The sequence below is a fragment of the Embleya sp. NPDC050154 genome (assembly GCF_044460165.1).
Lineage (GTDB): Bacteria > Actinomycetota > Actinomycetes > Streptomycetales > Streptomycetaceae > Embleya.
Map to the genome: position 1 here is coordinate 77,881 of NZ_JBITJP010000005.1, position 16,718 is coordinate 94,598.

18 protein-coding genes are annotated in these 16,718 nt (G+C 70.9%); 13 read left to right on the forward strand and 5 right to left on the reverse strand.

The genetic code is table 11. The features are described 5' to 3' along the window. The first annotated feature begins 1 nt into the window (after position 1). The 6 genes from ACIBSV_RS12400 (at position 2) to era (ending at position 5,436) form a co-directional block, all read left to right on the forward strand. Positions 2-913 carry a ribonuclease Z gene (locus ACIBSV_RS12400; RefSeq protein ID WP_395862012.1) on the forward strand — a complete coding sequence of 304 codons (912 nt, stop codon included), beginning with the start codon at positions 2-4 and terminating at the stop codon, positions 911-913. 214 nt (positions 914-1,127) lie between these two features. Then, positions 1,128-2,168: a PhoH family protein gene (locus ACIBSV_RS12405; protein WP_395862782.1), complete on the forward strand. Its 1,041-nt coding sequence runs from the start codon at positions 1,128-1,130 to the stop codon at positions 2,166-2,168. Positions 2,169-2,173: 5 nt separating this feature from the next. After that, a complete protein-coding gene (ybeY, locus tag ACIBSV_RS12410) occupies positions 2,174-2,647 on the forward strand; it encodes an rRNA maturation RNase YbeY (protein ID WP_360304623.1) in 474 nt (157 codons plus the stop codon). 69 nt (positions 2,648-2,716) lie between these two features. Continuing rightward, positions 2,717-3,982 carry a hemolysin family protein gene (locus ACIBSV_RS12415; protein WP_395862784.1) on the forward strand — a complete coding sequence of 422 codons (1,266 nt, stop codon included), beginning with the start codon at positions 2,717-2,719 and terminating at the stop codon, positions 3,980-3,982. A 39-nt stretch (positions 3,983-4,021) separates the two neighbouring features. Beyond that, on the forward strand, positions 4,022-4,381 hold the full coding sequence (locus ACIBSV_RS12420; protein WP_395862014.1) for a cytidine deaminase: 360 nt from the start codon (positions 4,022-4,024) through the stop codon (positions 4,379-4,381). A gap of 104 nt (positions 4,382-4,485) precedes the next feature. Beyond that, positions 4,486-5,436 carry a GTPase Era gene (gene era, locus ACIBSV_RS12425; RefSeq protein ID WP_395862015.1) on the forward strand — a complete coding sequence of 317 codons (951 nt, stop codon included), beginning with the start codon at positions 4,486-4,488 and terminating at the stop codon, positions 5,434-5,436. 15 nt (positions 5,437-5,451) lie between these two features. On the opposite strand, the gene ACIBSV_RS12430 is transcribed toward era, so the two are convergent. After that, entirely contained in the window at positions 5,452-6,192 is a 741-nt protein-coding gene (locus tag ACIBSV_RS12430) for a hypothetical protein (RefSeq protein ID WP_395862017.1), read from the reverse strand. Between the two features lie 309 nt (positions 6,193-6,501). On the opposite strand from ACIBSV_RS12430, the gene leuA reads away from it, so the two are divergent. From leuA to ACIBSV_RS12465, 7 genes are all read left to right on the forward strand, one after another. Continuing rightward, positions 6,502-8,259, forward strand: coding sequence for a 2-isopropylmalate synthase (gene leuA, locus ACIBSV_RS12435; protein ID WP_395862019.1), 1,758 nt, complete (start codon positions 6,502-6,504; stop codon positions 8,257-8,259). Positions 8,260-8,513: 254 nt separating this feature from the next. Then, complete coding sequence (locus ACIBSV_RS12440; RefSeq protein ID WP_395862021.1) at positions 8,514-9,122, forward strand: TerB family tellurite resistance protein; 609 nt, start codon at positions 8,514-8,516, stop codon at positions 9,120-9,122. A 49-nt stretch (positions 9,123-9,171) separates the two neighbouring features. Continuing rightward, on the forward strand, positions 9,172-9,924 hold the full coding sequence (gene recO / locus ACIBSV_RS12445) for a DNA repair protein RecO (RefSeq protein ID WP_395862023.1): 753 nt from the start codon (positions 9,172-9,174) through the stop codon (positions 9,922-9,924). Then, entirely contained in the window at positions 9,921-10,826 is a 906-nt protein-coding gene (locus tag ACIBSV_RS12450) for an isoprenyl transferase (protein WP_395862025.1), read from the forward strand. The genes recO and ACIBSV_RS12450 overlap by 4 nt, the downstream gene beginning before the upstream one ends. Positions 10,827-10,993: 167 nt before the next feature. Beyond that, on the forward strand, positions 10,994-12,082 hold the full coding sequence (locus ACIBSV_RS12455; RefSeq protein WP_395862027.1) for a permease: 1,089 nt from the start codon (positions 10,994-10,996) through the stop codon (positions 12,080-12,082). Then, a complete protein-coding gene (locus ACIBSV_RS12460) occupies positions 12,079-12,861 on the forward strand; it encodes a TIGR03943 family putative permease subunit (RefSeq protein WP_395862029.1) in 783 nt (260 codons plus the stop codon). The genes ACIBSV_RS12455 and ACIBSV_RS12460 overlap by 4 nt, the downstream gene beginning before the upstream one ends. A gap of 158 nt (positions 12,862-13,019) precedes the next feature. Further along, the gene (locus tag ACIBSV_RS12465; protein ID WP_395862030.1) at positions 13,020-13,556 is read left to right on the forward strand and encodes a hypothetical protein; all 537 of its coding nucleotides are present in this window, start codon (positions 13,020-13,022) and stop codon (positions 13,554-13,556) included. A 15-nt stretch (positions 13,557-13,571) separates the two neighbouring features. Here ACIBSV_RS12465 and ACIBSV_RS12470 read toward each other — a convergent pair whose 3' ends face one another. From ACIBSV_RS12470 to ACIBSV_RS12485, 4 genes are all read right to left on the reverse strand, one after another. Beyond that, the gene (locus tag ACIBSV_RS12470) at positions 13,572-13,991 is read right to left on the reverse strand and encodes a Fur family transcriptional regulator (protein ID WP_395862032.1); all 420 of its coding nucleotides are present in this window, start codon (positions 13,989-13,991) and stop codon (positions 13,572-13,574) included. A 61-nt stretch (positions 13,992-14,052) separates the two neighbouring features. Continuing rightward, a complete protein-coding gene (locus tag ACIBSV_RS12475; RefSeq protein ID WP_395862034.1) occupies positions 14,053-14,970 on the reverse strand; it encodes a metal ABC transporter permease in 918 nt (305 codons plus the stop codon). Further along, positions 14,967-15,743 carry a metal ABC transporter ATP-binding protein gene (locus tag ACIBSV_RS12480; RefSeq protein WP_395862036.1) on the reverse strand — a complete coding sequence of 259 codons (777 nt, stop codon included), beginning with the start codon at positions 15,741-15,743 and terminating at the stop codon, positions 14,967-14,969. The genes ACIBSV_RS12475 and ACIBSV_RS12480 overlap by 4 nt, the downstream gene beginning before the upstream one ends. Continuing rightward, positions 15,740-16,702 (reverse strand): metal ABC transporter substrate-binding protein, encoded by a 963-nt coding sequence (locus tag ACIBSV_RS12485; RefSeq protein WP_395862038.1) that lies wholly within the window; start codon positions 16,700-16,702, stop codon positions 15,740-15,742. Before ACIBSV_RS12485 ends, ACIBSV_RS12480 begins: the two co-directional genes overlap by 4 nt. Between the last annotated feature and the right edge of the window lie 16 nt (positions 16,703-16,718).

Here is a 16,718-nt window from a genome sequence, read left to right on the forward strand (position 1 = left end):
CGTGTCCACCAGGGAATTCGTCGTCCTCGGCACCGCGAGCCAGGCTCCGACACGGCAGCGCAACCACAACGGCTACCTGCTGCGTTGGGACGGCGAGGGGTTGTTGTTCGACCCCGGTGAGGGCACCCAGCGGCAGATGTTGCACGCCGGGGTGGCCGCGCACGACATCACCCGGATCTGCGTCACGCACTTCCACGGTGACCACTGTCTCGGCCTCCCCGGCGTGATCCAGCGCATGTCGCTGGATCGCGTGCCGCATCCGGTGACCGCGCACTACCCGGCCAGTGGGCAACAGTGGTTCGATCGCCTGCACCACGCGACCGCGTTCCACGAGACCGCCGTGCTGATCGAACACCCGTTGGCGGGAGAACACGTCGAACTCCCCGCCGGGCCCTTCACCCTGCACGCCCGCCGGCTGTCGCACCCGGTCGAGTCGTACGGCTACCGCGTGGTCGAGCCGGACGGCCGTCGGATGTTGCCCGAGCGGCTCGCCGCACTGGGCATATCCGGCCCGGACGTGGGCCGGATCCAGCGCGAGGGCCGGGTCGGCGCGGTGACCCTGGAGCAGGTGAGCGCGCCTCGACCCGGGCAGAAGTTCGCCTTCGTGATGGACACGCGGCTGTGCCCGGCCGCGGTCGAGCTCGCGCGCGACGTGGACCTGCTCGTGTGCGAGTCCACCTTCGCCGACGCCGACGCCGACCTCGCGCGCGAGGTCGGCCACCTCACCGCGCGCGAGGCGGCGGGGATCGCCGCCGAGGCGGGCGCCCGCCGGCTGGTGCTGACCCACTTCTCCCAGCGCTACACCGACGTGGGGCCGCTCCTGGAGCAGGCCCGCGAGGTTTTCCCGGACACCGTCGCGGCGCACGACCTGGATCGGATCGAGGTCCCCAGGCGGCGTCCGGTACCGGAATAATCTCCGGGTCCGCCACGCCCGGAGAGTTACCATTGAGCAACATCGAACCGCTTCCCGAGCACGGAAATGAGGCGTGATCAGGCCGCCAAGGCCGCCCATGGCTCCCACGACGAACGCGCGAGGCGCGAGCTCCGAGAACACCGCGCGAGACACCCGGCGCGAAACTCCGACCGCGCAGGCCCAGGCGAAGATCACGATCCCCGCCAAGCACCCCATGGTGGCGCTCCTCGGTTCCGGCGACTCGTTCCTGCGAGTGGTCGAGCAGGGGTTCCCCGAGGCCGACATCCACGTCAGAGGCAACGAGGTCACCGTCTCCGGTACCGAGGCCGACGTGGCCCTGGTCCGCCGGCTCTTCGACGAACTCCTGGTCATCGTGCGCACCGGCCAGCCGCTCAACGAGGAGGCGGTCGAGCGCTCGGTGGCGATGGTCCGCTCGAACGACGGACACGGTCCCGCCGAGGTGATGACGCTCAACATCCTGTCCAACCGAGGCCGCACGATCCGCCCCAAGACGCTCAACCAGAAGAGCTATGTGGACGCGATCGACGAACACACCATCGTGTTCGGCCTCGGCCCGGCGGGCACCGGCAAGACCTACCTGGCGATGGCCAAGGCGGTCCAGGCCCTGCAGTCCAAGCAGGTCACCCGGATCATCCTGACCCGCCCGGCGGTCGAGGCGGGCGAGCGGCTCGGCTTCCTGCCCGGCACGCTCTACGAGAAGATCGACCCGTACCTGCGCCCGCTCTACGACGCGCTGCACGACATGATCGACCCCGACTCGATCCCGCGGCTGATGGCCGCCGGCACCATCGAGGTCGCCCCCCTCGCGTACATGCGCGGTCGCACGCTCAACGACGCGTTCATCATCCTGGACGAGGCGCAGAACACCTCGGCCGAGCAGATGAAGATGTTCCTGACCCGGCTCGGGTTCGGGTCGCGGATCGTGGTCACCGGGGACACCACGCAGGTCGACCTGCCCGGTGGCACCCAGTCGGGGCTGCGCGTGGTGCAGGAGATCCTGCGTGGCGTGGACGACATCGCGTTCTGCAACCTCACCAGCGAGGATGTGGTCCGACACAAGCTGGTCGGCCGGATCGTGGACGCGTACGCGCGCTACGACATCCAGGTCGAGGCCGACGGTCACGCGAACGGCAACGGGGATCTGCCCAGGTCGCGCGGCCGGCGGCCGGTCGACAAGAACGGTCGGGGCAAGCACACAGTGAACATGCAAACAGTGGAACGGGAAGTGAACTGAAGGCCATGTCCATCGACATCGCCAACGAGTCCGGCACGGGGGTGGACGAACACGCGATCGTGGACGTCGCCCGGTGGACGCTGGACCGTATGCGCATCCATCCACTGGCGGAACTGTCCGTGGTCATCGTGGACGAACCCGCGATGGAACAACTGCACATCCAGTGGATGGACCTGCCCGGTCCGACCGACGTGATGTCCTTCCCGATGGACGAGCTGCGTCCCGGCAAGGCCGACGAGGACCCCCCGCAGGGGCTCCTCGGCGACGTCGTGTTGTGCCCGACCGTCGCGCAGCGCCAGGGCGCGGCGGCCGGCCACTCCATGGACGACGAGCTGCACCTGCTCACCGTGCACGGCGTGCTGCACCTGCTGGGCTACGACCACGCGGAACCGGACGAGGAGCGCGAGATGTTCGCGCTGCAGAAGGAACTGCTCGAATCCTGGCGGGAGGCCCGTCGCGCCGCGGGAGACCGCGGATGACCCCGCCGGCGGATACATCCGCCCCCGGCCGGCATCGGACCGGGGGCGGCGGCAGTGCCCGCTGACAGCATGCTGCAACTCGTGGGCGGCGCGGTCGTCCTGGTGGTCGTGGCCGGTCTCTTCGCGTGCCTGGAGACCGCCCTCGCGCGTATCTCCCGGGTCCGCGCCGAGGAACTGGTCCGCGAGGAACGCCGGGGCGCCAAACGCCTCCTGACGGTGGTTCAGGACCCCGCCCGCTATCTCAACCTGGCTCTGCTGGTGCGGGTCGCGTGCGAGCTGTCCGCGGCCGTCCTGGTCACCGTCGTGTGCATGGACGACTTCGCCGAGACCTGGCAGGCGGTGCTGGTCACGATCGGGATCATGGTCGTGGTGTCCTACGTCGCGGTCGGCGTGTCCCCGCGCACCGTGGGCCGCCAGCACCCGGTCACCGTGGCCACGATGGGCGCGCCCGTGCTGTTCGGGCTCGCCCGCGTGCTCGGTCCGCTGCCCAAGCTGCTGATCCTGCTGGGAAACGCGCTCACCCCCGGCAAGGGCTTTCGCGAGGGCCCGTTCGCGTCCGAGGCCGAACTGCGCGCGTTCGTGGACCTGGCCGAGAAGGACTCGCTGATCGAGGACGACGAGCGCGAGATGTTGCACTCGGTGCTGCAACTGGGCGACACCATCGTGCGCGAGGTGATGGTGCCCCGCCCGGACATGGTCTTCATCGAGCGGCACAAGACGCTGCGCCAGGCGATGTCGCTGGCGCTGCGCAGCGGCTACTCACGGATCCCGGTGATCGGCGAGAACGAGGACGACGTGGTGGGCATCGTCTTCCTCAAGGACCTGGCCCGGCGCAGCACGATGGGCGATCCCGGCTGGGCCAAGGAGGACGTCGACTCGATCATGCGCCCGGCGACCTTCGTGCCGGACAGCAAGCCGGCCGACGACCTGCTGCGCGAGATGCAGGCCGATCGCACGCACATGGTCGTGGTGGTGGACGAGTACGGCGGCACCGCCGGGCTGGTCACCATCGAGGACATCCTGGAGGAGATCGTCGGCGAGATCACCGACGAGTACGACACCGAGAGCGCGCCGGTCGAGCAACTCCCGGACGGCGCCTTCCGGGTCACCGCCCGGCTGCCCGTGGACGAGTTGGGCGAACTCTTCGGCCTCGAACTCGACGACGAGGACGTGGAGACGGTCGGCGGACTGCTCGCCAAGGCGCTCGGCCGGGTGCCGATCCCGGGCGCCGCGGCCGTGGTCGAGGGTCTGCGGCTGATTGCGGAGAGCCCGTCGGGCCGGCGCAACCGGGTCGGCACGATCGTGGTGAGCCGGGTCGACCGGGACGCAGGCTAGGGTGTGCCGGCACCCGTACCGCGCCGAGCAGGAGGCCCCGTGAGCGCCGAGACGCCCGAGTTCACCGTCGAACCCGAGGACGCCAAGATCGTCACCCTGGCCCGGGCCACCCGGGCCCGCAACGGGGCGAGCGAGGGCGCCGCCGTGCGCGACGAGACCGGACGCACCTATACGGCGTCCACGGTCGCGCTGCCGTCGTTGGAGCTGTCCGCACTGCGCACGGCCGTCGCGATGGCGGTCGCGGGCGGCGCGCGTGGTCTGGAGGCGGCGGCGATCGTCGGGGAGACCGACACGGTCACCGAGGCCGACCGGGACGCCGTGCGCGATCTGGGCGGCGCGGGTACGCCGATCCTGTCGGCCGGACCGGACGCGGTCGTGCGCGCGATCGTGACCGTCTGAGGTTCGCTTCGGAGCGTCCGAGGACGGCCGACACCCGTCCGAGGTCGGCTTCGGGGGCGGCCGGCGCACCCGCGGCGCAAGGAACGCTCGTATCTTGAGCGACAATGTCACGCATGAGTGATCGCCCTAACCCCTCCGCGCCCGTCCACCGCTCGGGCTTCGCGTGTTTCGTGGGCCGCCCCAACGCCGGCAAGTCCACCCTGACGAACGCGCTGGTGGGCACGAAGGTGGCGATCACGTCGGGCCGCCCCCAGACCACCCGCCACACGGTGCGCGGCATCGTGCACCGTCCCGACGGCCAACTCGTCCTGGTGGACACCCCCGGCCTGCACAAGCCGCGCACGCTGCTCGGCCAGCGGCTGAACGACCTGGTCCGGGCCACGTGGGCAGAGGTCGACGTGATCGGCTTCTGCATCCCGGCCGACCAGAAGGTGGGGCCCGGTGACAAGTTCATCGCGGCCGAGTTGGCCGAGGCCAAGCGCACGCCCAAGGTCGCGATCGTGACCAAGACCGACCTGGTGGACCAGCAGACGCTGGTCCAGCAGTTGCTCGCGGTGCAGAAGATGGGCGAGGACGTCGGCATCGAGTGGGCCGAGATCATCCCGGTCTCCGCGGTCGGCGACAGTCAGGTGACCCTGGTCGCCGACCTGTTGATGCCGCTGCTGCCGGCGGGCCCGCCGCTGTACCCGGACGGCGAGCTCACCGACGAGCCGGAGATGGTGATGGCGGCCGAGCTGATCCGTGAGGCGGCCCTGGAAGGCGTCCGGGACGAACTCCCGCACTCCCTCGCGGTGGTCATCGAGGAGATGATCCCGCGCGAGGACCGCCCCGCGGACAAGCCACTGCTCGACGTGCACGCGAACCTCTACGTCGAACGACCGAGCCAGAAGGCGATCGTCATCGGGCACAAGGGTTCACGGCTGAAGGACGTGGGCACGCGGGCCCGCAAGCAGATCGAGGCGCTGCTTGGGACGCCCGTCTACCTGGACCTTCACGTGAAGGTGGCCAAGGACTGGCAGCGCGACCCCAAGCAGCTCCGCAAACTCGGATTCTGAGATCGAACGGGTGGGTCAGCGGCCGTAGGGGCCGCTCTGGGTGCGGTTCGCGGACATCAGGATGAACACGGCGGCGCCGATCGCGAGGACGGCGCCGATCAGGACCATCCAGAGGCCGAATTCGGCTGTGAGGTCCACCTTCTCCAGGATCTTCTTGGCCTGATCGGCCCGGGCGCCCGAGAGGTCCGCCTCCTGGATCGGCAGCCGGGTCTTGTCGGCGATGTTCCAGATCGCGAAGCCGAGCGCCACGATGCCCGCGACCCCCGCGCCCGCGGCGATCTGGGCCTTGCGCATCGCGACGCCGACGCCGAACAGCACCACGGCGATCAGGCCCGCGGCCAGCGTCCACTTGCCGTCGCCTTCGAGGCCCTTGATCGGGTCACCCTTGCCATCGGCGCCGATCCAGGCCAGGCACGAGCCGATCGCCACGATCACCGACGCGATCACGCCGGCGATCGCGGCCGGCGCGAACGGCGGGAGACCGCCGCCCATGCCGCCTCCGCTCGGCGTGGGCGGCGGATATCCACCGGGCTGCTGCCCGTAGCCCTGCTGCTGGCCGTACGGCTGCTGTCCGTACCCGGGCGGCGGCTGCTGGCCGTACTGCGGGGGCTGCTGCCCGTACTGCGGAGGCGGCTGCTGACCGTAGCCGCCCTGCTGAGGTTGTTGTCCGTAGCCCGAGCCGCCCTGCTGGGGGTATCCGCCGGGCTGGCCCTGACCCGGCTGTGGTCCGTATGGGCCCTGGTTGTCGTAGCTCATGGTCAGGCAGCGTAGGAGCAACCCGGCCTTCGGGGGAGGGTCGGGGCCGAAAAGATCGCATGTGTTCGTATGCCGGATGCCGGCCCGACCGCTGCGATCGGTCGGGTATGGTTGCAAAATCATGCGTCAGTGGCTGCTTCTCCTTAGCCGCCGCGCCGGGGGCTCATCCCTCTGACAGAGGTCAGACCGGCTCCCCCGTCGCGGGGATAGAGGCATGTCCGCACGTCGGAGCCTCCGGGATGTTTCTCCTCCCGTCGCCGGCCTACCTGCCGTTGCAGCCCGTTCCTCGCATACCAGGAGACCAGCCGCATGCCTTCCGTGAATCGCGTCACGCCGATCACCGCCTCGTCCGTGACGCAGCAGCCGTCCGGGATGCCGATCCACAAGTACAAGCCATTCCAGGGCGTCGACCTGCCGGACCGCACCTGGCCGTCGAAGACGATCACGGTCGCGCCCCGCTGGCTGTCCACCGACCTGCGGGACGGCAACCAGGCGCTGATCGACCCGATGAGCCCGGCCCGCAAGCGGACCATGTTCGACCTGCTGGTACGGATGGGATACAAGGAGATCGAGGTCGGCTTCCCGGCCGCGTCGCAGACCGACTTCGACTTCATCCGCTCGATCATCGAAGAGGGCGCGGTACCGGAGGACGTCACCATCTCGGTGCTGACCCAGGCCCGCGAGGAACTGATCGAGCGCACCGTCGAGTCGCTGATCGGCGCGCCCAAGGCCACGGTGCACCTGTACAACGCGACCGCGCCCGCCTTCCGCCGGGTCGTCTTCAACGTCGACCGCGAGCAGTGCAAGGCGATCGCGGTGTCCGGCACCGAGCACGTGATGCGCTTCGCGGACAAGCACCTGGGCGACGAGACCGCGTTCGGCTACGAGTACTCGCCCGAGATCTTCATCGACACCGAGCTGGACTTCGGGCTGGAGGTCTGCGAGGCGGTGATGGACGTGTGGCAGCCCGAGGCCGGCCGCGAGATCGTGCTGAACCTGCCCGCGACCATCGAGCGCTCGACGCCGAACGTGTACGCGGACCAGATCGAGTGGATGAGCCGCAACCTGACCCGCCGCGAGTTCATCGCGCTGTCCGTGCACCCGCACAACGACCGGGGCGCGGCGGTGGCGGCGACCGAGCTGGCCGTGATGGCCGGTGCCGACCGGGTCGAGGGCTGCCTGTTCGGGCACGGCGAGCGGACCGGCAACGTGGACCTGGTCACGCTGGGGATGAACCTGTTCAGCCAGGGCGTGGACCCGATGATCGACTTCTCCGAGATCGACGAGATCCGGCGCACCGTCGAGTACTGCACGCAACTGCCGGTGCACCCGCGCCACCCGTACGCGGGCGACCTGGTCTACACCGCGTTCTCCGGCTCGCACCAGGACGCGATCAAGAAGGGCCTGGAGGCGCTGGAGCGGGACGCGGCCCAGGTGGGCAAGCCGGTCGAGGAACTGGACTGGGCGGTGCCGTACCTGCCGATCGACCCCAAGGACGTGGGCCGCACCTACGAAGCGGTGATCCGGGTCAACAGCCAGTCCGGCAAGGGCGGCGTCGCGTACGTGCTCAAGGCCGACCACAAGATGGACCTGCCGCGGCGCGCGCAGATCGAGTTCTCCCGGATCATCCAGACCAAGACCGACGCCGAGGGCGGCGAGGTGACGCCGGCGCAGATCTGGGACACCTTCCGGGACGAGTACCTGCCCACCCCGGACGCTCCGTGGGGTCGGCTGGAACTGCGCGGCCACCGCACGCTCTCCGGTACGGACGGCAAGGACGTGCTGACCGTCGAGATGAGCGTGGACGGCGAGGTGCAGACGCTGGAGGCGATCGGCAACGGCCCGATCGACGCGTTCGTCCGGTCCCTGGGCGGTCTGGGCTTCGACACCCGGGTGCTGGACTACAGCGAGCACGCGATGAGCGGCGGCGAGGACGCGCGCGCCGCGGCCTACGTCGAGTGCGCGGTCGACGGCCGGGTGCTGTGGGGTGTGGGCGTGGACGAGAACATCGTGCGCGCGTCGCTCAAGGCGATCGTGAGCGCGGTCAACCGCGCCGCGCGCGGGTGACCGCGACGGCGTGACCGAACGGCGGCCCCCGGTTCGACCGGGGGCCGCCGTTTTTTGTCCCGACTTCCCGACGCCGACGTCACGTGGCGCGTGAGCGCCCCGTCCCGTCCCGTCCTGCCGGCCCGTATCGACCTGCCCCGCGCGAACAAAAGTAACCATCTGTCCGCTTTCGATGACGCTTCGTGAAATCCGTGGCAGCATCGGAACAGGCGGAAATATCGCTTTCCGCCGCGCGGGACGCAGGGGGCTGCACCATGTTTTTCGTCGTGGGCATCCGGACCATCCGATCGGCGATCGGGGACGGCGAGTTCCACTGTCCGGCGTGCGGAGGCGATCGACGCTTCCGCAAGGGCGGGGGCCGGCGCCGACTCGTGCTGTTCGGGGTGGCGTTGATCCCGCTCGGGCGGGCCGGATCGGGGATCGAGTGCGCGGTGTGCTGCACCCGGCACGAAGTCTCGGTACTGGAGACGCCGACCGCCCGTGCGCTCACCCTGATGCTGCGCGAGGCGGTGCGCGCGCTCGTGGTGGCCGTCGTCGCGGCCGTGGACGACGAGCCGCACGCGGCGGACGCGGTGCGCGCGGCGGCGGTCGAGGCGGTCCGGGCCGCGGGCACGCCGAGCTACGACGCGTGCGCGCTCGCCGTGGACGTGGGGGCGCACCAGGCGCAGGACACCGCGTGGGCGCTCGCCGAGATCGCCCCGCACCTCGCGGTCGCCGGGCGCGAGCACCTGGTCGGCGTTGCGGCCCGGGTCGCGCTGGCCTGCGGGGGGTACGACCCGGCGCACCGGGTGATCCTGTACCACGCGGGCGACCGGCTCGGGCTCGGACGGGCCCGGGTCGACCACGTGCTCGCGGGCCCGTGAACCGCGGCGGGCCACGCGGCGCGTCGGCCGGGCGCGGCACAATGGGAGCATGAGCCTCCTCCGTGACGAGGGTGTCGTCCTGCGCGCCCAGAAGTTGGGTGAGGCCGACCGCATCATCACCCTCCTGACCCGCGACCACGGGATAGTGCGCGCGGTCGCGCGCGGGGTGCGCAAGACGAAGTCCAAGTTCGGTGCCCGGGTCGAGCCGTTCGCGCACGTCGACGTCCAGTTCTTCACCCGGGGCAGCGACTTCCCCGGGCGCGGCCTGCCGATCATCACGCAGGCCGAGACCCTGGGCGCGTACGGCGGCCGACTCGCGTCGGACTACGCCGCGTACACGTCCGGCACGGCGATCCTGGAGACCGCCGAGCGGCTCACCGACCACGAGCGCGGCCAACCGGCGCTCCAGCAGTACCTGCTGTTGATCGGTGCCCTGCGCACGCTCGCGGGAGGCACCCACGAACCCGGCCTGGTGCTGGACGCGTTTCTGTTGCGCTCGCTCGCGGTGGCGGGCTACGCGCCGAGCTTCGCCGACTGCGCGCGTTGCGGCCTGGACGGACCGAACCGGTTCTTCTCCGTCCAGGGCGGCGGGACGGTCTGCGGGGACTGTCGTCCCGCCGGATCCGTCGTACCCTCACCCGAGACCCTTTCCCTGCTCGGTGCGCTGTTGACCGGCGACTGGGGCCGAGCCGACGCGAGCGAGCCGCGGCACCGGCGCGAGGGCAGCGGCCTGGTGGCCGCGTATCTGCAATGGCACCTGGAGCGGGGCATCCGCTCGTTGAGATTGGTGGAGAGATCGTGAGTCAGTCGCGTGGCCGCTTCGGCCTGTTCCCCCGCCGTCGGCGGGCCGAGTCGGCGCCTGCCCGGGCCGCTCGGGAGCAGCGGCACTACCGCGACCCCAAGCCGCATGCCGAGGGCGCGCTGCCGCCGGAGATCCCGGCGGACCTGGTGCCCCGGCACGTGGCGCTGGTGATGGACGGCAACGGCCGCTGGGCCAAGGAGCGCGGCCTGGCCCGTACCGACGGACACACCGCGGGCGAGGCGTCGCTGTTCGACGTGGTCGAGGGCGCGGCCCAGATCGGCGTCAAGTACGTCTCCGCGTACGCGTTCTCCACCGAGAACTGGAAGCGCTCGCCCGAGGAGGTGCGCTTCCTGATGGGCTTCAACATCGACACGATCCACCGGCGGATCGACGAGATGGACGAACTCGGCGTGCGGATCCGCTGGTGCGGTCGGCGGCCCCGGTTGTGGGCGAGCGTGATCAAGGAGTTGGAGATCGCCGAGGAGCGGACCAAGAACAACACCAACCTCACGCTGGCGATGTGCATCAACTACGGCGGCCGGGCCGAGATCGCGGACGCGGCGGCGCTGATCGCCGAGGACGTCAAGGCGGGCCGGCTCGACCCGAAGAAGGTCGACGAGAAGTTGTTCGCCAAGTACCTCGACGAGCCGGACATGCCCGACGTCGACCTGTTCATCAGGTCCTCCGGTGAACAGCGCACCTCCAACTTCCTGCTGTGGCAGTCCGCCTACGCCGAGATGGTCTTCCTCGACGTGTTGTGGCCGGACTTCGATCGGCGGCACATGTGGCAGGCGTGCGAGACGTACGCGTCGCGCGATCGCCGCTACGGCGGGGCGCTGCCGAACGCGGTCACCGCGCCGCAGCCGGTGTCCTCGGGCTCCACGGCGGCCTCCGGAGCCTGATCGCCCGCGTGTGGCCGCCGGTCGCCGACCGCCGGACTCGACCGCCCGGGTGCCGGGAGGCGTTCGGGCCGGAACCGGTGGATGGGAACCGGCGGACGCGAACGGGCGGGTGAAAGGTTCGCAAAGCGCGGTGTGCGTCGAGCGGCGGCCCCACGATCAATGCGAACATGACCATCATGTTCGAAAAGAGCGCGCCGTCGCGCCCCGCCACCGCCACACGGCCGGCGCCACCGCCGCCCCGTGGCGCCGAGTCGTCGCCCGCGACCGCCGGGCCCGGGTCGCCCGTCGGCCCGCCCGCCGAGCGCTGGCGGCCGGGTCAACTCGAGTTCTTCGTCCTGGCGTTGGTCGTGCTGCTGTTCGCGCAGCCGTGGATCGTGGATCGGCTCGGCGCGCGCTCGGTGCAGACCTGGGCCACCGTGTTCGTCGCGATCTCCGTCCAGGCGCTGCCGTTCCTGGTGCTCGGCACGCTGTTGTCGGCCGCGATCACCGCGTTCGTGCCGCCGTCGGTGTTCACCAAGGTGTTGCCCAAGCGACAGTCCCTGGCGGTGCCGGTCGCGGGCGCGGCCGGGGCGATCCTGCCGGGTTGCGAGTGCGCGTCGGTGCCGGTGGCCAGTGGGTTGATGGCGCGCGGGGTCGCGCCCGCCGCGGCGCTGGCGTTCCTGCTGTCCTCGCCCGCGATCAACCCGATCGTGCTGACCGCGACCGCGGTCGCCTTCCCCAAGCAGCCCGAGATGGTGCTCGCCCGGTTCCTCGCCTCGCTCGGCACGGCGGTGCTGATGGGCTGGTTGTGGGCGCGATTCGGCCGGCCCGAGTGGATCAAGGTGATGCGCCGTCCGCACGATCACGGCGGCAGCGGTAAGTGGGAGAACTTCCGGCTCGCGCTCCAGCACGACTTCCTGCACGCGGGCGGCTTCCTGGTGATCGGCGCGCTGACCGCCGCGACGTTGAACGTCACGGTGCCCAAGCACGTGATCGACGCGGTCTCCGACTCGCCGTGGTTCGCGGTGCTCGCGCTGGCCTTCCTCGCCGTGGTGCTCGCGGTCTGCTCGGAGGCGGACGCGTTCGTGGCGGCGAGCCTGATCGGCTTCTCGCCGACCGCGAAACTGGCCTTCATGGTGGTCGGCCCGATGGTGGACGTGAAGCTGATCGCACTCCAGTCGGGCACCTTCGGGCGCGGCTTCGCGGCCCGGTTCTCCTCGGCGACGTTCGTGGTCGCGATCGTCGCAAGTTACCTCGTCGGATGGTGGTTGTTGTGAGGCGGGACGTCCAGGCGGTGCTGTTGATCCTGATCGGCGGCGCGCTGCTGCGGATCTCGCTGACCGACATGTACCTGCGCTACGTCAAGGACGGCCTGCGTCCCGCGCTGCTCGCGGCGGGCGCGATCCTGCTCGCGGTCGGCCTGATCTCGGCGGTGCGGGACGGGATACAGCGCCGGGCGCCGGAATCGGCGGCGGAGCCCGCGCACGCGCACCCGGCCGAGGGCGCCGACGAGCCGGTCGGCGAGCCGGCGGAGGCGGGCGGCCACGACCACTCCACCGGCCCGCGGGCGGCCTGGCTGCTGTGTCTGCCGGTGCTCGCGCTGTTCCTGATCGCGCCGCCCGCGCTCGGCTCGTACACCGCCGCGCGCTCGGACAATGTGGTGGCCAAGCCGGCCGCCGCCTCGAACGACGCGGGCTTTCCCCCGCTGCCGGCGGGCGACCCGCTGCCGATGAGCCTGGCGGACTTCCTGATCCGCTCGGTCTGGGACACCACGGCGCCGCTCAAGGACCGCAACGTCCAGCTCACCGGCTTCGTCACGCCCGGCAAGGCCCCGGGCACGTGGTACATCACCCGGATGGTGATCAGTTGTTGTGCCGCCGACGCCTTCGCTCGCAAGATCGAGGTACACGGCGTCGCGGCGCCCCCGACCGACTCGTGGGTGACGGTCACCGGCCGCTGGTTGCCCAACGGCCAAACCCAGGCGGACGACGCGATGCCCGCCCTGACCGCCACCGCCGTCGTCCCGATCCCGGCCCCGCGCGAGCCGTACGAATAGGCACGTCGTGACGATGTCACCGTCCGGTCACCGCCGTGTTCGCGTCCTGCGAGCGCGGCGGTGACGCGAGGTGTCTTCTCCTACCGTGGGTTCACGGACGGATCGCCTGGGGAGGACGATCCGCCGGTCTATCGGGGGGAATCAGCATGGGGTGGGGAATGCGTCGTGCCGTCGTCGCGGCGGTCGTCGTGGGCGTACTCGGGTCGGGCGCGACCGCGTGCCAAAAGGACAAGGGAGCGGACGCCGACCGCAAGGGTGAGGCGAGCACCGAGGCGCCGAAGAGCTCGGACCGGGACGGCCCGGCCGGCGACGGCGAGCTCGAGGTCAAGGGCGTGTTCCTGACCGTCACGCCCGGCACGCTGGCCGGCGTTCGGTGCAGGACCGCGTTCATGGAGACCTTCATCGGCACGATCACCTTCGCCGACGGGCACAAGGGCGGTCGGATCACCGTCTCCTACGGCGGATCCTCCGGCAGCATGAAGCAGGAGGAGATCGACGTGCCCGCGGGGAAGAAGTCGATCACCAAGACGTTCGCCTACTCGGAGTTCCTCTCCGGCGGTTCGATCGCGGCCGGGCAGCTCAACGTGCTGAAGCCGAACCGGGTCGGCTCGGCCACGGTGCGGCCCACCGGTACGTGCGTCGAGGGCGGGACGTGGGGTGGCACGGCCGGTACGACCGCAGGCGGCACCTGGTAGTCGATCGGGCCGGCGTCAGTCGGTCGCCTTCGCGCACTGCGCACACGTACCGAAGATCTCCAGTTCGTGCGAGACGTCGCCGAAGCCGTGTTCGGCGGCGATCCGGTTCGCCCAGCGCTCCACCGCCGGGCCCTCGACCTCGACGGTGCGTCCGCAGGAGCGGCAGACGAGGTGGTGGTGGTGCCCGCGGCTGCACCGGCGGTAGACCGACTCGCCGTCCTGGGTGCGCAGCACGTCCACCTCGTCCGCGTCGGCGAGGGCTTGGAGCGTGCGGTAGACGGTGGTCAGCCCGACCGCCTCGCCGCGCTGCTTGAGCAGGTCGTGTAGGTCCTGCGCGCTGCGAAAGTCCTCGATCTCGTCGAGGAGGGCCGAGACGGCGGCACGCTGCCGGGTGGACCGACCCCGAACCGGGCTCGTGCCGTGGGCGGTGGTCACCTGGGTGCCTCCTCGATCGCTGCGGGTCGGACGGCGCCGTTTCCGTACCGGCGCCCTGTGTCTATGTCCGAGTCGCCATTGTGCCGGCGTCCGGTACCCCCGCGTCCACATGTACGTCGTCCACCCGAGGCTGATCCGCCTCGGCGGCGGCGGCCTCCGCGCGCCGGGCCCGGCGCCGGTTCAGCGGTGTCGCGAGCACCCCCACCACGACGAACAGCGCGATCGCGAGCAGCACGATGGTGGCCCCGGGCGGCGCGTCCACGTAGTACGTCAGCGTCGTACCGGAGACCGAGACCAGCACGCCGACCACGATCGAGATCGCGGCGGTCATCGCGAAGGTGCGCGAGAGCTGCTGGGCGACCGCGACCGGGACCACCATCAGCGCGCTCACCAGGAGCAGCCCCACCACCCGCATCGCGACCGTCACGGTGACCGCGGCGGTGACCGCGAGCAGCAGGTTCAGCGTGCGTACGGGCAACCCGGTCACCCGGGCGAAGTCCTCGTCCTGGCAGACCGTGAACAGCGCGCGGCGCAGCCCGAGGGTGACCGCGAGCACCGCGACGGCCAGGATCGTGATGATCTTGACGTCCTCCGGCGAGACCGAGGTCAGCGAGCCGAACAGGTACGACTGGAGATTGGCGTTGGACCCCTCCGGGGCGAGGTTGATCAGCATCACGCCGCCCGCGATGCCGCCGTAGAAGAGCACCGACAGCGCGACGTCGCCGCTGACCTTGTTGCGCTCGCGGATCAGCTCGATCAGCACCGCGCCCACCGACGCGGTGAGCACCGCGGTCAGTACGGGGGAGGTGCTGAGCAAAAAGCCCAGGCCCACGCCGGTGAGCGCGACGTGTCCGATGCCGTCGCCCATGAACGCCTGGCGGCGTTGCACCAGGTAGACGCCCACGGCGGGCGCGGTCATGCCCACGAGCAGGGCCGCCAGCAGCGCGCGCTGCATGAAGGGGAAGTCCAGGATCGTCACGAGAGAAGTCCCATCCCGGCGCGGTGCGCGGTGTGATCGTCGTGCGGGTGTACGTGGTCGTGGCCCGGCAGCGCGTGCTGGCCGACCGCTTGGGGCGGCGGCCCGTCGTGGCACACGCAGCCCTCGCGCAGGACCACCGCGCGGTCGATCAGCGGCTCCAGCGGGCCGAGTTCGTGCAGCACGAGCAGGACCGCCCGGCCCTGCTCCTGCTGCGCTCGCAGGGTGCCCGCGAGCACCTCCTGGCTGCGCAGGTCCACGCCCGCCATCGGCTCGTCCATGATCAGCAGGTCGGGGCGGCGGGCCAGGGCGCGGGCGATCAGCACCCGCTGCTGCTGGCCGCCGGACAGGTGCGCGATGCCGTCGCGCGCGCGGTCGAGCATGCCGACCGCCGCGAGCGCCTCGTCCACCGCGGCCCGGCCGTCCCGGCCCGGTCCCAGCACGCGGCGGCCGTTGAGCAGGCCGGAGGTGACCACCTCGCGCACACTGGCCGGCACCCCGGCGGCGGCCGTGGTGCGCTGCGGCACGTAGCCGATCCGGGACCAGTCGCGAAAGCGCGCGAACGGCGTGCCGAACAGCTCGATCGTGCCGCCGGTCAACGGGACCAGGCCGACCAGTGTGCGGACCAGCGTGGACTTGCCCGAGCCGTTGGCGCCCAGCAGCGCGACCACCTCGCCGGGGCGCACGTTCAGGTCCACCCCGCGCAGGACCGGGCGCCCGCCCAGGGACGCGGTGCCGCCGATCAACCGGGCGACCGGCTCGTGAAGTTCCGTCATGAGCAGCCGAGTCCCTTCCGCAGCGCGTCCAGGTTGGCGCGCATCACCGAGAAGTAATCGTTCTCGGCCTCGTTCTCTATGCCCTCGAGCGGATCCAGGACGCCGGTCTGCACCTTCAGGTCCTGGGCGAGCGTCCTGGCGGTCTTGGGCTCGGCCAGGGTCTCGAAGAAGATCGTGGTCACGCCGCGCTCCCGGGCCAGCTTCTGGATGTCGGCCCGGCGGGCTGGGGAGGGCTCGGACTCGGGATTGACGCCGTTCACCGCGATCTGGTTCAGGTGGTAACGCTCCGCGAGGTAGCCGAAGGCGGCGTGACTGGTCACCACGTCCTTGCGCGCGCAGGTCGCCAGGCCGGCGGTGAACTCGCCGTCGAGCCCGTTCAGGCGCGCGGTCAGGTCGGCGGCGCGGGCGCGGTAGTCCTGCGCGTTGGCCGGGTCGGCGGCGGCGAGCGATTCGCCCACGCCGCCGGCGATCGCGGCGAGGCGGGTCGGGTCGAGCCACACGTGCGGGTCGCCGTGTTCGGCGTCCGCGTGGTCGTGGCCCTCGTGCCCGTCCTCCTCGGCGCCGTGCACCTCGGTGCCGTGTTCCTCCAGCGGCGCGAATCTGCTCGCCTCCGCGGTGTGCTTGGGCTTGTTCTGCTGGATCGCCTTGTCCACCGCGGGTTGCAGACCCTTGAGGTAGACCACCAGATCGGCCTGCGAGATCGCGCCGACCTGCTTGGGGGTCAGCTCCAGGTCGTGCGGCTCGGCCCCGGCCTTGGTCAGGTTCGTCACCTTCACGTGCGGCCCGCCGACCTGCTGGGCGACGAATTTCATCGGGTAGAAGGCCGCGATCACGCGCAGCTTCGCACCCGCCCCGGTGTCCGCCTTCGCGTCGTCGGTACCGGCGCATCCGGAGAGCAACAGGGCGGACGCGGCGGCGGTCGCGAGCAGTGCGGCCGGAGCGGTGCGACGTATCTTCATGACAATGATTCTCAAC

What these genes read in the sequence shown, in the direction of transcription:
- ACIBSV_RS12405 (WP_395862782.1), top strand. Translation starts at nt 1,128, where the DNA reads ATGGTGGCGCTCCTCGGTTCCGGCGACTCGTTCCTGCGAGTGGTCGAG.
- ybeY (WP_360304623.1), top strand. Translation starts at nt 2,174, where the DNA reads ATGTCCATCGACATCGCCAACGAGTCCGGCACGGGGGTGGACGAACAC.
- ACIBSV_RS12415 (WP_395862784.1), top strand. Translation starts at nt 2,717, where the DNA reads ATGCTGCAACTCGTGGGCGGCGCGGTCGTCCTGGTGGTCGTGGCCGGT.
- era (WP_395862015.1), top strand. Translation starts at nt 4,486, where the DNA reads ATGTCACGCATGAGTGATCGCCCTAACCCCTCCGCGCCCGTCCACCGC.
- ACIBSV_RS12430 (WP_395862017.1), bottom strand. Translation starts at nt 6,192, where the DNA reads ATGAGCTACGACAACCAGGGCCCATACGGACCACAGCCGGGTCAGGGC.
- leuA (WP_395862019.1), top strand. Translation starts at nt 6,502, where the DNA reads ATGCCTTCCGTGAATCGCGTCACGCCGATCACCGCCTCGTCCGTGACG.
- ACIBSV_RS12440 (WP_395862021.1), top strand. Translation starts at nt 8,514, where the DNA reads ATGTTTTTCGTCGTGGGCATCCGGACCATCCGATCGGCGATCGGGGAC.
- recO (WP_395862023.1), top strand. Translation starts at nt 9,172, where the DNA reads ATGAGCCTCCTCCGTGACGAGGGTGTCGTCCTGCGCGCCCAGAAGTTG.
- ACIBSV_RS12455 (WP_395862027.1), top strand. Translation starts at nt 10,994, where the DNA reads ATGACCATCATGTTCGAAAAGAGCGCGCCGTCGCGCCCCGCCACCGCC.
- ACIBSV_RS12465 (WP_395862030.1), top strand. Translation starts at nt 13,020, where the DNA reads ATGCGTCGTGCCGTCGTCGCGGCGGTCGTCGTGGGCGTACTCGGGTCG.
- ACIBSV_RS12480 (WP_395862036.1), bottom strand. Translation starts at nt 15,743, where the DNA reads ATGACGGAACTTCACGAGCCGGTCGCCCGGTTGATCGGCGGCACCGCG.
- ACIBSV_RS12485 (WP_395862038.1), bottom strand. Translation starts at nt 16,702, where the DNA reads ATGAAGATACGTCGCACCGCTCCGGCCGCACTGCTCGCGACCGCCGCC.